Annotated in this window: 18 protein-coding genes, 1 tRNA gene and 1 pseudogene; 9 read left to right on the top strand and 11 right to left on the bottom strand. The window is 56.5% G+C overall.

Going from position 1 to position 12,678, the window contains the following annotated elements; translation table 11 throughout:
* Window positions 1-160 precede the first annotated feature (160 nt).
* Window positions 161-409 (top strand): hypothetical protein, encoded by a 249-nt coding sequence (locus tag FHX09_RS16090; RefSeq protein ID WP_184450373.1) that lies wholly within the window; start codon window positions 161-163, stop codon window positions 407-409.
* A 312-nt stretch (window positions 410-721) separates the two neighbouring features.
* Here the strand turns inward: FHX09_RS16090 and FHX09_RS16085 are convergent, their stop codons facing one another.
* Entirely contained in the window at window positions 722-907 is a 186-nt protein-coding gene (locus tag FHX09_RS16085; protein WP_007793431.1) for a hypothetical protein, read from the bottom strand.
* 168 nt (window positions 908-1,075) lie between these two features.
* Window positions 1,076-1,258, bottom strand: coding sequence for a DUF3606 domain-containing protein (locus FHX09_RS16080; protein ID WP_037082842.1), 183 nt, complete (start codon window positions 1,256-1,258; stop codon window positions 1,076-1,078).
* Window positions 1,259-1,495: 237 nt separating this feature from the next.
* Between FHX09_RS16080 and FHX09_RS16075 the strand changes: the two genes are divergently transcribed.
* A complete protein-coding gene (locus FHX09_RS16075) occupies window positions 1,496-1,936 on the top strand; it encodes a hypothetical protein (RefSeq protein ID WP_184450371.1) in 441 nt (146 codons plus the stop codon).
* A 66-nt stretch (window positions 1,937-2,002) separates the two neighbouring features.
* Here the strand turns inward: FHX09_RS16075 and FHX09_RS16070 are convergent, their stop codons facing one another.
* On the bottom strand, window positions 2,003-2,143 hold the full coding sequence (locus FHX09_RS16070; RefSeq protein WP_165933122.1) for a hypothetical protein: 141 nt from the start codon (window positions 2,141-2,143) through the stop codon (window positions 2,003-2,005).
* Between the two features lie 466 nt (window positions 2,144-2,609).
* Window positions 2,610-2,738 carry a hypothetical protein gene (locus FHX09_RS30350; protein ID WP_007793444.1) on the bottom strand — a complete coding sequence of 43 codons (129 nt, stop codon included), beginning with the start codon at window positions 2,736-2,738 and terminating at the stop codon, window positions 2,610-2,612.
* 220 nt (window positions 2,739-2,958) lie between these two features.
* Between FHX09_RS30350 and FHX09_RS16065 the strand changes: the two genes are divergently transcribed.
* Window positions 2,959-3,153, top strand: a complete 195-nt coding sequence (locus FHX09_RS16065; protein ID WP_132591016.1) for a hypothetical protein — start codon at window positions 2,959-2,961, stop codon at window positions 3,151-3,153.
* A 21-nt stretch (window positions 3,154-3,174) separates the two neighbouring features.
* Here the strand turns inward: FHX09_RS16065 and FHX09_RS16060 are convergent, their stop codons facing one another.
* Together FHX09_RS16060 and FHX09_RS16055 are read right to left on the bottom strand one after the other, a co-directional pair.
* On the bottom strand, window positions 3,175-3,519 hold the full coding sequence (locus FHX09_RS16060) for a hypothetical protein (RefSeq protein WP_132591210.1): 345 nt from the start codon (window positions 3,517-3,519) through the stop codon (window positions 3,175-3,177).
* Between the two features lie 633 nt (window positions 3,520-4,152).
* The gene (locus FHX09_RS16055; protein ID WP_007793452.1) at window positions 4,153-4,662 is read right to left on the bottom strand and encodes a hypothetical protein; all 510 of its coding nucleotides are present in this window, start codon (window positions 4,660-4,662) and stop codon (window positions 4,153-4,155) included.
* 547 nt (window positions 4,663-5,209) lie between these two features.
* Here FHX09_RS16055 and FHX09_RS29930 point away from each other — a divergent pair.
* Window positions 5,210-5,353 (top strand): annotated as a pseudogene (locus FHX09_RS29930) (ATP-dependent DNA ligase); the annotation flags it as partial.
* Window positions 5,354-5,416: 63 nt separating this feature from the next.
* Here FHX09_RS29930 and FHX09_RS16050 read toward each other — a convergent pair.
* Window positions 5,417-5,755, bottom strand: coding sequence for a hypothetical protein (locus tag FHX09_RS16050; RefSeq protein WP_007793456.1), 339 nt, complete (start codon window positions 5,753-5,755; stop codon window positions 5,417-5,419).
* A 900-nt stretch (window positions 5,756-6,655) separates the two neighbouring features.
* On the opposite strand from FHX09_RS16050, the gene FHX09_RS29925 reads away from it, so the two are divergent.
* A complete protein-coding gene (locus FHX09_RS29925) occupies window positions 6,656-6,841 on the top strand; it encodes a hypothetical protein (protein ID WP_132591018.1) in 186 nt (61 codons plus the stop codon).
* A 439-nt stretch (window positions 6,842-7,280) separates the two neighbouring features.
* Here the strand turns inward: FHX09_RS29925 and FHX09_RS16045 are convergent.
* Both FHX09_RS16045 and FHX09_RS16040 read right to left on the bottom strand, forming a co-directional pair.
* Window positions 7,281-7,370: transfer RNA gene (locus FHX09_RS16045), tRNA-Ser, on the bottom strand.
* Window positions 7,371-7,446: 76 nt separating this feature from the next.
* Window positions 7,447-7,713 (bottom strand): tyrosine-type recombinase/integrase, encoded by a 267-nt coding sequence (locus FHX09_RS16040; RefSeq protein ID WP_281040967.1) that lies wholly within the window; start codon window positions 7,711-7,713, stop codon window positions 7,447-7,449.
* Between the two features lie 49 nt (window positions 7,714-7,762).
* On the opposite strand from FHX09_RS16040, the gene FHX09_RS16035 reads away from it, so the two are divergent.
* Window positions 7,763-8,455 carry a hypothetical protein gene (locus FHX09_RS16035; protein WP_184450370.1) on the top strand — a complete coding sequence of 231 codons (693 nt, stop codon included), beginning with the start codon at window positions 7,763-7,765 and terminating at the stop codon, window positions 8,453-8,455.
* A gap of 192 nt (window positions 8,456-8,647) precedes the next feature.
* On the opposite strand, the gene FHX09_RS16030 is transcribed toward FHX09_RS16035, so the two are convergent.
* On the bottom strand, window positions 8,648-9,370 hold the full coding sequence (locus tag FHX09_RS16030; protein WP_132591024.1) for an SOS response-associated peptidase: 723 nt from the start codon (window positions 9,368-9,370) through the stop codon (window positions 8,648-8,650).
* 105 nt (window positions 9,371-9,475) lie between these two features.
* On the opposite strand from FHX09_RS16030, the gene FHX09_RS16025 reads away from it, so the two are divergent.
* Window positions 9,476-10,513 (top strand): hypothetical protein, encoded by a 1,038-nt coding sequence (locus FHX09_RS16025; RefSeq protein ID WP_132591026.1) that lies wholly within the window; start codon window positions 9,476-9,478, stop codon window positions 10,511-10,513.
* 105 nt (window positions 10,514-10,618) lie between these two features.
* Here FHX09_RS16025 and FHX09_RS16020 read toward each other — a convergent pair whose 3' ends face one another.
* Window positions 10,619-10,837 (bottom strand): hypothetical protein, encoded by a 219-nt coding sequence (locus FHX09_RS16020; protein WP_007793480.1) that lies wholly within the window; start codon window positions 10,835-10,837, stop codon window positions 10,619-10,621.
* A gap of 242 nt (window positions 10,838-11,079) precedes the next feature.
* Here FHX09_RS16020 and FHX09_RS16015 point away from each other — a divergent pair, with 242 nt between their 5' ends.
* Together FHX09_RS16015 and FHX09_RS16010 are read left to right on the top strand one after the other, a co-directional pair.
* The gene (locus FHX09_RS16015) at window positions 11,080-11,382 is read left to right on the top strand and encodes a hypothetical protein (RefSeq protein WP_132591028.1); all 303 of its coding nucleotides are present in this window, start codon (window positions 11,080-11,082) and stop codon (window positions 11,380-11,382) included.
* Window positions 11,383-11,552: 170 nt separating this feature from the next.
* Window positions 11,553-12,656, top strand: coding sequence for a septal ring lytic transglycosylase RlpA family protein (locus FHX09_RS16010; RefSeq protein WP_132591030.1), 1,104 nt, complete (start codon window positions 11,553-11,555; stop codon window positions 12,654-12,656).
* Window positions 12,657-12,678 lie beyond the last annotated feature (22 nt).

Genomic DNA, 12,678 nt, shown 5'->3' with positions numbered 1-12,678 from the left:
GGGGTAAGCCGCACGATGGAAGAAATGCGTCTTCAGCAAGATTGGGCTTGGTCGGGTGGTGTGGCCCAAATGAACCTACCCAAAAACAGAATGCCGCGAAGTATTTTGTCGCAATCCGGCTGTAGGACCCTAGTTCCTTCTTCAAAGAAGGAGCGTCAACTTGGAAAATCTTAGAGAATTTGCTTCGAGCACAAACGGCGATCGGTGGTTCTTAGGCACGGATGACATGTCCAATTCGGAGGTCGTCCTTCACCGCGGCAATCCGTCGTCGGGCGGACATGAAACGGTAATGGCCGTATCTGATTTTTTGGATCGGCGACCATTTGGGCCGGAACGCGGTGCTTTGGTAATGCTGCTCGCGGACAGTCTTCCAGGCGAAAGCGGCGAGGTTCCCGTCAAGCCGGTATGACACCCCAACCTCGATTGGGTAGCACGGCACCAAATCGAGGCAATGCCTAAGTCCCGTAGGTGTGCAGGCACTGCTGGGTGGCCACAGAGCGCCAGGAGCCTAGCTGAGCTTGGAGAGGCGCGTGGCTACCGTGACAGCAAACGATAACTTCATTGAGGCGATGGAATTGGCGAAATACGCTGCCGAAGATTAGGCGAGGAAGTTTCTCGCAGTTCATACACCTACAAAGGTGAAGGGGCCAATGCCCCCCACCTTTCCGGACGCACAGATTGGTTGCGACGGACGCTCGGCAGCGATGAGCCGGGTGTAACTCTACCTAGCCCTAGTTCGACGCGTCACGTTGTTGGCGAGTTCGCCGGTTGTAGCGAACTGACCGAACAGTGCGGTGAGCTTGGCTTCCTCATTGCGATCCAGACGGTGCAGCGAGCAGAAGTCCGCGATGCACCAAACCTTCGTTGCGGCGATAGGTTCGGCTGCGGTCGAATCGATGTGTTGCATAGTTTGTCCTCCCACGAGGACGCTACCGCAAATTAGCTCGTAGTGAAATAAAACAATCACTCCAAAATTGTAGTTCCCGTCACCTGGCGCTGCCTCCTCCAGCGACGGGCGATCGTGCGGCAGGTCGAGATCCGGACGGATAAACCGGTAACCTCCCTGCCGCGCTTGCTATTTGAGCCGGTTGGCTGCTTTGTCGCAAGAATCCCGATCCGAGCCGTGCGTATTGATAATCCGCTTTGCGTCCGCGGTTGCGATACCGTGCTTCTTTGCAAACAGAGCGACCTCGTAGGGTTCCCGCGCTGATAGCCCGCCACGATCTGCTTTGCCGCGCCTCTGCTTGTGGTTTGACACTGTGGTCTCCTAATTGCATGGGCAAGTCATGGCGTATTCTGTTTCGGACCAAAGGTCCAGCGAAGCTAAATCCTACCGCAAATGGTATCGACTCAAGGCGTGGAAAACTGCACGTGCTGTGCAATTGGCGCAGCAACGGCTTTGCGAGCGATGCCTGCAAGATGAGGTCGTGACTGAGGCAACGGTCGTTCGCTCTGCCTGGGTGGAGACAGGCAAGGGCACGCGAAATCACCATGGATGGCTGCTACCGGCCTATACATAGGCGGCTGGTACGGTGTTAAGCGCGCCGAGATGTATTCGATCGGTCAGGACCGAGCGACCGCGAACGTTCTGTTCAAGGACGCTGGCGATGTGCTGGGCGCCTATGCCAATCTGCAGCCTGTATACGCAGAGGAAGAGCTTCCGGACAACAACGAGGAAGTGATTGCCTTTCTGAACCCACTGCCGCCCCCGGTTATGCGGGTGTCAGCCAGGCAGTTCAAGCTCCAGCTTCTCGCGGCGGGCCTCCTCGATAAGGTCGATGCTTGGATCAACACACAGTCGAAGGCGGTCCAGATCGCGTACGAATACAGCGGCACCTTTGTCCGGACTGAGCCCATGATGGCGGCAGGCGTTGCTGCCATGGGCTTCACCGAAGAGCAGATCAACGCATTCTTCACGGCTGCCGCAAACCTCTAAGGCTTCAAAACATGTTCCGGAAAGTCTTCCAGCTCGCGCCGCTCTCGGTCGCAGCGCACTCGCGGATCAAAATTCGAAGGTCTTGTCGTCCTTGGTGTAGCTTTTGCGAAATTCTTCCTCCCAAGGGTCGAAGAACTTCTGGCTCTCGGGGAGCGGTACGCGTGCCGGCACTTCGTCGCTTTCGTGTTGATTTTCAGAATCGCGCATATGCGCTCTAACCAGGTGAACGTCCGAAGTCTACTTTAGGTCGAACACTTATCTGTGGCCGTTGAGAGATTACGTGAGAGTCAACCGCGACCAAGTCGCACCAAGCTCGATGCCAAAGCCTTTCTGAAAAACCGAGGCCGCGGCTAGTGTCGCGGCCTGGCCGTAGACAGAGGCACACAAGACCGGGCAGGGGTTCCACTGGCCTTATGTGTTGACCCTGCTCACAGAGGAACTGCGAGCCATTTCAGAGTAGCCGATCAAGGCAAAAAGCAAGATGCCTTCGTTCGAACAGGTGAGCTTAGCCATTCGGTGAGGATCGGGATAGGCGAGGCCCGCGGGGGTGTACGCGGACCTCGGGGCACTGTCACAGCAAGTTGGCCGCATTTGGGGCCGCGCTCATAGAAGCACAACCGACCATCGATCGCATGTTCGCCAATGGTGGTATTCCGGCCCGCGCCTTGACGGACTAGAACGTGGTTTCCTGTACCAGCCACCACACAGGAAGAAATGCCAGCGCAATCGCTGCCAGCCAGACCGAGGCGAACTTGACCAGATACTGTCGTCTCGCTTTCGCTTCGTCCCATTCGTAGTACATCGCCAACTCCCAACTTTAGGCTTCGCTACTTGAAACACCGCTCAAGCAGCGAGTCGAGTGCGGAACTGCAACTCCTTCCAACAATCTGGAGCCATCCATGACGGACTTCCGGTCCTCAGAGGGCGCAGCCACGCGCCCACCCGCATTTTGCTACGCTATCTCGCCGGGGCGCTTATTGCGGCCGACTATCGCGACACGACGATGGGGAATTCGATCGCGAATGACCCAGGTCGCTGATAAGGGGCTGCGGACCTCAATCACCAAACGCAATGTTTCTCGAGATGCTCTGGCGGAAGCGTGGAATAAGTTCAGTTTCGACTCGGAGATAAGGGTCGTCATGCGCGAGTTCGTTGACACCTACGAGAATTTCTATGGGATCAGCGAAGCGCTCTATCAGGGTTGGGCGAACGGGTAGGCGGACATCCGGAATGTCCTGCTAAAATCTCTTCGCAACCTGGTACTCATTCTCTTCCCAGGATTGGAGTTCGCCAGCTTCGCAAGTGTAATTCTCGTCCGTCTCGTCCAGTCCGATGCCAATGCCGTCGATGTTCGGATCGTCGAAGGTGACGAGAATCCTCGACTTGGGGATTTTTCGCTCCTGAAAGTCCTTCAGTATGAAAGCGAGACATTGAACATTCTTCTTGGTGTTGCTGGTCTGAATGTGACTCTCAATTTTGCGATTAATCTTCGAAAGCGGAAGCGTGTCCGCCCGAGCTGCTTCTGATACCGGCAGCGCCAGCAAACCTAGAACGAAGATCCTTCTCAAACGCAATTTTATCATCTCAGAGTCCTCGTCTGCTACTACCAATTCAGTCTCGCGACAAAGTTGCCACCATCAATCGTGCGCCCTTGTGGCAGCATTTGCATCGCATGAGGCCAGCGAGTTGCCTCAGCGTCAATCCCTTCCCAAACTTCCGCTGTATCGCCCACCGATCGATCGGCTTCCGGCGCTTGCACTGCGGGCATAGGGCGAACATCGCGTCATATTGCGCAAGCTCACCCAGAGTTCGCATACTCTCGGACTTCGACGCCGGCTGAGCTATTCCAAGCGTTTCTTCGGCGGTCTGGTGGTAGTGCAATCGGCATTTGTCGTTGCACTGCGCGTCCGGCCCGCGTTCGCAACCAAGCTCCCTTGCTAAGCCGTTGAGAGCGGCATCTTTGGGCAGCGCGACAACATAAATCGACAGTCAGTGATCACGCCGAACACGGGACGCTTGGGCAGCAACGACCGCGGCAGAACCGGACCAGCCGATCTCAGATGCGGTTTCTACGGCCAGGGTCCGGGCAAAGAGCGTCGTGTTTCTCGAAGCGATCGCAATGCCAGTTACAGTCCTGCGGCATCATCGGATGCGCGACCGCAAAACGCAGCTTTGGGCAATCGGGCGTCTTGGTCGGTCAGGACCCTTGCCCGTCGTCACGGCTTGGTTGGGCAGCCCTTTGCCAGTCGAGATATCTGGTCTCGCGCCCCCGTGAGTTCAAAGCCGGTGCTGTATTCCACATCGGCCTTGACGGCGTACATGGTTGCGAAATCAGCGCCAGATGTAAGGGCGGCAAGCAGCTTCGGATGCTTTAAGAGAACAATCGTTCGCCGATCGGGACTGTTCCCGTCGAGGCGGATCGTCTCTTTGTACCTCCCAATCTCGAAGCGCGCCGATCGCACGCCCATCTCGCCAACAGTGGCATCGCCAATCTCGAAAATGAGACCGTTCTTGGCGTCGCACCGGACCATGTAACAAGCTTCGTTGTCGGTCGCATCAACGTTAGAGCATGTTCCGACCGCTCCGGCATGCGAACCGGTAAGCTTAACCCATGGAGCGGGCGGCTCGACTTCCTGTGCGAGTGCAGGCAATGCCGCAAGGCACGCGCCAAACACACAGGCTGCGACGCCAACCACGACTGCGACTGCCGGTCTGCTGAACCTCATCCTATCCTCGTTTTTCTACTACGTTGCGAGCCCGATAGCGTCTCGACATGGACGCGCTTGTCAAGGTCGATTGACAGGTGACGCAGACCAGCAGGCGGATGGCGCTTGTGATCGCCTCACTTGCTCTGAAAAGCCGGTCGACCGATCGCGGCAGGATCAACTGGTCATGGTAATATTTCTCTTTCTGCCGAGGCGTTCATCTTTCTGGATCGCCCATCAGCAGCCAGCATGATACGTGGGGTGACCTACGCGCTTACCGTTGAGAAGATCCGGCATTGGCGGGTTGCCGTATCAAGCAAGAGCATCCGCCGCGGACTGTGATCCACTGCGCCCGCACCTTTGGCATGAATAGCGAAGGTCGTGACCGATGAAGTCAGACGGGTAGTAGGCCATGCGCATAGCGCCTCTCCTTGAAGAGGTTGCCGACAGCCGCATGATGTCAAGGATTGAGTTTTCGCTTCCGCCCCGAAGCTGTGTGACAAATGGCCTTGGTCGGTGGCGGCGTCAAGACTGCCGCCATTGCGAAAATCTGTGGCTCACTTGAGGGATGGCAAAATCTCCGCGTTCAAAGCCCCTCCTTGCCGACGATAAGCCGCTCCGTTCTCGCGCCCGAAAGCCGCGAGATCCTTCCCAGCCGCGACTTCCTTTCGATCCAATGCCTGACCGCGTCGAGCCCTGTCTCGCGCTCCTCTCTTGCTCTACCGGGCGAGTTTTTGAGTTTGGACAGTGAACAAAAATGTGTGCTGTCCGCTGGTCAAGAACTCGCGCAATTCTTGCTGCGCATCGCGTTCTGAATGGCCTGCACTTTGCCCTTCGCGACGGCAACTTGGCCTTCTTTGTCGCCGCCAAAAGTGCTTGAAGTCGGGACACCAATTAGGAAGACGCCCACAGCATCACCTGTTGCTGCGTCATTTTGCGCCTTCGAAACCGCAGCTAGGTTTTCCTGCTCTTTGACCAGTTCGGCAGCGAGCACCGGGCACGGCGAGCCGGTATAGGCCGCCATGGGAATATCGACCGGTACGATCGCATCCGGACGTTTGGCGCAGGAAGTAGCTGCCAGCAAACTTGCCAGCACAACGTAACGAATTTTCATGAATGCCCCTTAGAAACACTCTTAACCCGACCACGAAATATGCATGACGTGTCGTGGCTTGGAAGGAATAATTCAAAGTTGCGCGTGCTTTTCCACTACCGCAACCAGTTGGAGTGACCCAAGGCAAAGAAAAAGGCCGACACCTCCCTCGGCGCCGACCTTTTTAATCTGTCTCAACAACAACTGCCAGTACATCCGTGGTCAGCCGTCAGAAACACGATGGGTTGAGTGTAGCTCATCTTGGCGAAGCGTCAAGCGCTGCTTATGGAACGTCAGTAATCCCAGGAATTCACCTCGGGTGGCGGGTCACCTTCTGGATCATAAAGAGGATCCGGATCGGCATACAGTCCGCGCTCTACCTGGGTAGCCTGTATTTGTTCAACAGTAGTCTGCGCTTCCGCGCTTCCAGGTTTGCTAAGCGACACTCTGCCCATGCGATCATTCGCTGGTAGTCTGGCGGAAGATCTACCTCACGAGGAACAGCGTCGATAGTGACTCTAAGATCGTCGACTTCGCGACGGGTCTTTGCGATCCAATCCAGATAAGAGCCGACGGATCGGCTGCTCTTTCATGCCAGCCATGAAGGCCAGTTGGATGTCTTCGAACTGCCACTCCTTGTCAGGGTCTAGCGGGCTCGTGAACCGCGCACAGTACTGGGCTGATTTTTGAATTTTGGGATCGTACAAGACGTCACCACAAATGACATAGCAAGTGCTGCCGGCAGGATCGCCGAAAGCTGTGACTGTCCGGTGGTGGCGGAACGCATGCGGATTGGTCGCCGCGGTTAAAGGCTAGGTGAGTCGAGCGGGGGCGGTCAAGTGTTCGTGATTGCCCTCGCATCTGCTTGATAGCGTCGCGGCATTTTCGCGTCTAGGACGCAAAGTAAATGGGGAGAACCACATGAACAGATTTCAGGCATTTGTAGCAGCCGGAATGCTGATCGGTCTCGCCGCGATTACTTCAGTGTGTACGACGGCGCCGCGAAATCCAAATCCGCCTGATTTTCGATATCCGCCAAGGACTTCCGTGAACCCGGCTTGTGCGGATGGCTTCAGACCGACTAACGCGCTCTCGTGTGCCTACTGACCAAGTTAGGACTATTCTGCGGTGAGGGCGGTCAAGCTGGGGCTAAACAAGGGGCGGTCACGTGATCTCGTGACAGCGGCGTGACGTCAATCTGCCACCCGACCCCATTCTAAAGTTAATGGCAGTCGCGCCCCGTCGCAGCGTCTACATGATCCTGTGGCAAAGGGCAAAGGCGGGAGAGGTGCCGCTGTTAAGTGAACTTTTGTGCCGTTGAAAGGTTCCGCGACGAGACGAGCAAAGCCCGGCGAGCTGGGGGCTGGCGCCGGGCCGATTGCGGACTTGCACTTGGGCGATGCATGGTCCCACAGCGTGTTGGAAGCGCTGCATAGTAAAAACAGACGGCGTAACGGAAAGTTCCAGTCGAGCCTAAAAATGCGTTATGACAATCCGATATTTCCGACCAGAAAACTCAATAAAATGCAATGAAATCAATGTTTTTTGGCGGAAGAGGTGGGATTCGAACCCACGGTACGGTTTCCCGCACGCCGGTTTTCAAGACCGGTTCCTTAAACCACTCGGACACTCTTCCATCCGATTGATTAGATTAGCTTTTAGCTCTTCGCCTTTTGCCTGAAAACCGGCTTTGCTACCGATTTGTTACCCAATCACTCGACGGCTGGCTTTTTAACAGCTTTGATGGCCGCGTCAACTTGCTCAGCAGCATTTGCCTGCATCCCCGCCATAACATGCGAATAGAGGTCGAGGGTGATGCCGATCGTCGAGTGACCGAGGCGCTCGCTTGCGATCTTCGGATGCACGCCGGCAGCAAGCAATTGCATCGCGTGTGAGTGCCGGACGTCATGGAAGCGGATGCGGGGCAGGTCGGTCTTTGCCAGCAGTCTGGTCCACTCGTGGGTATCTTCCCGATCGATCGCGAACTTGTTCTGATCCGCACCACGGACCCTGCCTGGACGTCAGGCGTTGCGCGAGGGACTGGGCGCCGGCACCTCGGAGCTCGAGAGCTACAAGGACCTCCTGGTTAACAAGAACACGATCACGCTGCGAACCGACGCGAACTCGGGAGACACGATTTCGATTTCAGCGCGCCAGGCAACATATCTCGGGAGCTTCCGAACGACCGCCAACGGCGTAGCGACGGACACGGCAAGTCAGCGCCTTCTATTCAACGCCTGGAATCCGATCGCCCGACGTCTGTTTAAGGCCAACCCCGCCGACTACGCCTATAGCGATCGGCGCGGAATTGTCGTCGAGATTGAGCAGGATCAGAGCTTCAGTAAGAGGTCCGATGCCGATCTCAACCATGAGCATAAAAAAGCCCTACCAAGCATTTGTGCGTGCGAGATATCGCTTCATAGTGGCCGATCAGTCGCATGCCCTCTGGAAGGTATCGACGTGGCGCTCGTGCCTCCAACCCGGATAGCAATCATCCCACCCATTGTCGTGGAAACGGCGAAATCCTCGATGGCGAAATCCGCCAAAGGTATGATTTGCACTTTCAGCAAAACCATCGTTGTGCTCGGCGACATTCCCGTAGTCTTTTCTGAAGTTGTCGCTACCCAAGGCGCCGCCGTGACCACCTCCTCCATGACCTCCGCCGTGGCCGTGGGCCATGGCAGGAGTGGTGGCGACGATCGACGCGACCGCAAGGGCTGACGCGATCAATCCCATCGCTGCGGCTTTTCTGAACGTGGACATGGCATTCTCCAATGAAAACGGCACCAACCAAAGGCAGGGACTATGGGTGAATGGTAACTCACAGCCGTTCTGGCGGAATCATACGGAGGTATAGGACGACCGATACAAAAGGCGCCTCGAGCTTTTGGAGTGTGACGTGGAAGGCCGTTTTCATATCATCGTCGGTTCGGGATCAGGATCGATCCTCTCGATAACGTCCGCCGTATCGTTTTTCGGCGATCCGACTTTTCGGTCAATGGGCCACATCTTCATTTGTTCGGCCGGGTAGGGTTTCATCAGGTCGTCCGGGTCGAGCTCTAGCGATAGCCAGCGCTCGTAGTCGTCGCGATGCAGGACAACCGGCATGCGGTCGTGGATGTCTGCCATCATCTCGTTCGGTGGACACGTCACCACCGCGAAATTGCGAATGTCGGCGCCGGTGGCAGGATCTCGCCACGTATCCCAGATGCCCGCGAGCGCGAACGGGCTGTCATCAGCCATGGCAATCGCATACGGCTGCTTGTTCTTGCCAGTCCCGTAAATGTCCTTCCATTCGAAGTAGCCATTGATCGGCACCAAGCAGCGGCGCGATCGGTACGCGGACTTGAACAGTCCGTTGGTCGCGATGCCTTCGCGACGAGCATTGATTGGCGGTGGACGCCCTCCGGGCTTCATCCAGGATGGCTGTAGGCCCCAACGGGCAGATACAAAGACTGGCCCCATGGTGTCGGGTTCCCGCACCATGTCCCGGATGATGATGGGGTAGTAAAGGGAAGGGGCGCCGTTATATCGCGGGAACTGGTTGCTTAGGGCTTCCACATCGCCCCGTGCCGAGAACGCGAAGTTCTGTAGCATTTCCTCGAGCGTAGCCTTGATGTAGATTCGTCCGCACATTCCAGAACCCCGATCAATCCCGTGGCAGTTTCCCTAGAAGCAATCTATAGCCGAGCGGGCGACGGCGGAAAGTACGCCTCATAGAGGCGGGTTCAAGGTAAGCACATGATTGTCGCTCTTCGACGTATCACGCGACGATGGCCGCATTTCATCGCAATGACACTAGTGTCGTTCTTCCTTAATTGTGGATTGCCAAAGGCGGCAATCGCAGATCCCGTTACCGATGATGGTCGCGCCTTGATAGCGGCCATAGGGGAGAACGATTTTCTTAGCGCTCGCACTATTTTACGCCGCGGGAATGTCGACGGAAATGGATTTGCCGATGGGCGATTCAAGCGGAGCTTTGTGAAGGAAGCTCTGCTGGCGCAGGCTGATGATCGTCTGATTGACCTGCTGATGGAGAACGGCGCGGACCAAGAGGGATGGGACTATTTCGCCGGTCGTTCCTCGAGTGCTTATGCTGTCGCCGTCGGGGGAGTGAAAAGACGCGGTGCTGAATCTACGGTTCGGATCATAAAGGCGCTAAGGAGTAAAAAGTTCGAACATATCCGTGGGGTGAAAGAGAACATAAGCCTCCTTTCAGTTAACGGGCTTCCCTACCCAGACTTCCTCTCCATCGTTGACGAGTTGGCCGCCGATGGAATTGACCTGAAGGGAGAGTTTCGCAACGGGACGCTCAAGATGGTGCGAGTTTTCGATACTGGTTTGGAGGCCACTTGGCCGTATCTTCTTAAAATAATTGATGTGAATGAGGCCGATGCGTGGGGAAATACCATTACGAGCGTATACGCTGGGGCCAATTGCACGGTGGAGGGTTGGCAGGAGGACAATCCAATTTGGTTTTGCAACGAGGATCCTGCCAGGTTGAGGAAGATTGAAACCGCCGTCCATTCGCCGGGGTTTAAGGGAGACACCCTTCTTCAAAAGGCAGGAGGCTGGACCACGTTTGACTATCTGGGCTTCACATCTGGTCAAACGGGGAGTTGTTTCAGCATCCCACGCGACGTCAGTCCTATTCAGGATGAAATTCAGGACTTCGTGAAATCCACCTTCTCTAGAGAACTATCGCAGTGGAGACCTGTGAAGGACCCTTCATGTTCAGTGCGCGGCTCGACTGTCATTTGCAAATGCCTGAGGCCGTAAGGCAGGTCTGCGAAGGATGCTCACCGCGACAAAGTCGCCACCAGCTGTGGCTCTTGCTGCTTTTGAGAAGAACATAGCCCCTCGTTTCCCTCTACTAAACTTCGCTTAATGCTTTGAACTCTTGCCCCGGTAAGCCTCTGGCGCTGGCAAAGCTTCGTGTGCCTTCGCCAGCGTCTCCAACCACGCAGCAAGTTCGGCCGGAACTTCCTCGTTCCCGGCTTCTAGCGCTTCGATCCATGACAGCTCGCACTGCAGCGCCGACGCGATATTGATCGGGGTCCATCGGATATGGAGCAGACATTCGCTAAATCGTTCGTTCGTCATGGCAACAGGCTCCTAGTCGGCGTCCGAATTGCACCAGCCTGTCATACAAGTTGCTGGAGTCAATGACTGCGGCTCGGCGCCTACTTCAATACGCTCCTGGACGGGACATGGCGCTTCGGTTGCCGCAGCGACTGCCATCAGCAGCCATGTCGTAGTTGGAATAGCAGTTTCCAGGGTAGCCCGGATACGATGAATACCACACCGCGGGCAATGCAAGCCTTCTGGGATGCATCACCATCGATATGGAAGCAAATGGCGCCACCAAAGGCCACAAGATCGGCTTCATGAACACGATCAACGAGTATGCCATGGCAGGCGGGTTTGCATCTCGAATGACGACGTCGGTAGGGGTTTCGCCGTCGACGACCTCAGATCCACTTCTCCAAACCATTGAAGGATATCGGCGGGGAACGCGCGAGTTCGCAAAGTTGCCCGATTTCAGCACGCGCCAGGCAGGAATAGCGGACTACGACGGCAAGGAAGCTCTCTTGCCAAACCGCCTGCTGGGCTGGGCGCCGAGCGCGTTGCCTAGAGCCTTAAATTAGTTATCTGTTAACCATAGTAATTAGAATTGTCGCCATCTTGGCGAAATGCTTCGCAAATTTGCCACGAAAGCCACATGATTAAAGTCTCGTTAGGTTGGTGGGATTAGGGGTGTCTGGCCCAGATCGGGGCAGATTTCTTAACCATAACGGTCTTGAGCGGCGTGGGGCATATGAAACGAGACTACGGGGCGGCGTCATTCGCAACGGGAATGCGATGGGTTGGGCTGTCGCTCATCTGCGCAACGGTTACGGCTTGTGGCACCGCGCCGACGCCGACGAAGCGCTCCCACGGCAAGGAATATTTCTCGGAGAAGGAATACGGCGTCAAGGCCAGTCCACGGGTTGCGTCCGGCAACAATATCCCGAAGGGCGGCGGTCGCTATATGGTTGGGGACGCATACGTGGTGAAGGGTAAGTGGTACTACCCGAAGGAAGATTTCTCGTACAACAAGGTCGGCATCGCATCCTGGTACGGCTCAGCCTTTCATGGTCGCTTGACGGCAAACGGCGAAGTCTACGATCAGATGCATCTTTCCGCGGCGCATCCGACGTTTCCTCTGCCGAGCTATGCACGTGTGACGAATACGGAAAACGGTTCGTCCATCATCGTGCGTGTTAACGATCGCGGTCCCTATCACGAAGGGCGCATCATCGACTTGTCCAACAAGACGGCGGATATGCTGGATCTGCAGCATAGCGGCACCGGAAAAGTCCGCGTTCAGTATGTCGGCCGTGCCCGCATGGATGGTCACGACATGCCCTATCTGATGGCCTCCTATGTGCCGAAGGGCAGTCGCATGCCGGGCATTAACCCGGGTGGCGGCCAGATCGCAAGCGGCGTCATGGTGGCCTCCAACAGCAAGCGCATAACCGCTGACCAGCTCCAGAGCTTTGGCGGCTTCACGCCTGAGCCGGAGAACGTCCCGGTGCCGGTCTCGGCGACGTCCTATGCCGGCTCGACCCCCAGCGCCAGCTACAATGCCGCGCCCGTTCCGACGCCAATGCCGTCACCGTCCGTTGGTGGCAGCGCACCGCTGGCAGAGCCTACGGCCGGGCAGATGGTCGTTCTGCCGGAATTTGGTCCTTTCCCTTATGAGCGTCCCTTTGGAGGGCCGCAGGGTTCTCTCGCAATGGGGTATCAGGAAGAGGGCGTAAAGACCGTCACGGTCGAGCTCGCTTTCGATGCGGTGATGGTTCGCAACGATGGGCTCACGCAGGACGCCATCCTGGCATCCTTCAAACGGCAGAAGGCGGGAGCAGCGCGCGCCGAGTAAAGGCGGCCATTGCGTCGTTCTC

It is taken from the genome of Rhizobium sp. BK538 (assembly GCF_014197575.1).
Taxonomy (GTDB): Bacteria; Pseudomonadota; Alphaproteobacteria; order Rhizobiales; family Rhizobiaceae; genus Rhizobium.
This window is presented reverse-complemented; position numbering and strand designations above follow the sequence as displayed.

Excerpts from the sequence above, each read along its gene's own strand:
- FHX09_RS16085 (WP_007793431.1), bottom strand. The coding sequence starts at position 907 with ATGCAACACATCGATTCGACCGCAGCCGAACCTATCGCCGCAACGAAG.
- FHX09_RS29925 (WP_132591018.1), top strand. The coding sequence starts at position 6,656 with ATGAACAGATTTCAGGCATTTGTAGCAGCCGGAATGCTGATCGGTCTC.
- FHX09_RS16070 (WP_165933122.1), bottom strand. The coding sequence starts at position 2,143 with ATGCGCGATTCTGAAAATCAACACGAAAGCGACGAAGTGCCGGCACGC.
- FHX09_RS16050 (WP_007793456.1), bottom strand. The coding sequence starts at position 5,755 with ATGAAAATTCGTTACGTTGTGCTGGCAAGTTTGCTGGCAGCTACTTCC.
- FHX09_RS16055 (WP_007793452.1), bottom strand. The coding sequence starts at position 4,662 with ATGAGGTTCAGCAGACCGGCAGTCGCAGTCGTGGTTGGCGTCGCAGCC.
- FHX09_RS16060 (WP_132591210.1), bottom strand. The coding sequence starts at position 3,519 with ATGATAAAATTGCGTTTGAGAAGGATCTTCGTTCTAGGTTTGCTGGCG.
- FHX09_RS16030 (WP_132591024.1), bottom strand. The coding sequence starts at position 9,370 with ATGTGCGGACGAATCTACATCAAGGCTACGCTCGAGGAAATGCTACAG.
- FHX09_RS30350 (WP_007793444.1), bottom strand. The coding sequence starts at position 2,738 with ATGTACTACGAATGGGACGAAGCGAAAGCGAGACGACAGTATCTGGTC.
- FHX09_RS16025 (WP_132591026.1), top strand. The coding sequence starts at position 9,476 with ATGATTGTCGCTCTTCGACGTATCACGCGACGATGGCCGCATTTCATC.
- FHX09_RS16020 (WP_007793480.1), bottom strand. The coding sequence starts at position 10,837 with ATGACGAACGAACGATTTAGCGAATGTCTGCTCCATATCCGATGGACC.
- FHX09_RS16010 (WP_132591030.1), top strand. The coding sequence starts at position 11,553 with ATGAAACGAGACTACGGGGCGGCGTCATTCGCAACGGGAATGCGATGG.
- FHX09_RS16015 (WP_132591028.1), top strand. The coding sequence starts at position 11,080 with ATGGAAGCAAATGGCGCCACCAAAGGCCACAAGATCGGCTTCATGAAC.
- FHX09_RS16075 (WP_184450371.1), top strand. The coding sequence starts at position 1,496 with ATGGCTGCTACCGGCCTATACATAGGCGGCTGGTACGGTGTTAAGCGC.
- FHX09_RS16065 (WP_132591016.1), top strand. The coding sequence starts at position 2,959 with ATGACCCAGGTCGCTGATAAGGGGCTGCGGACCTCAATCACCAAACGC.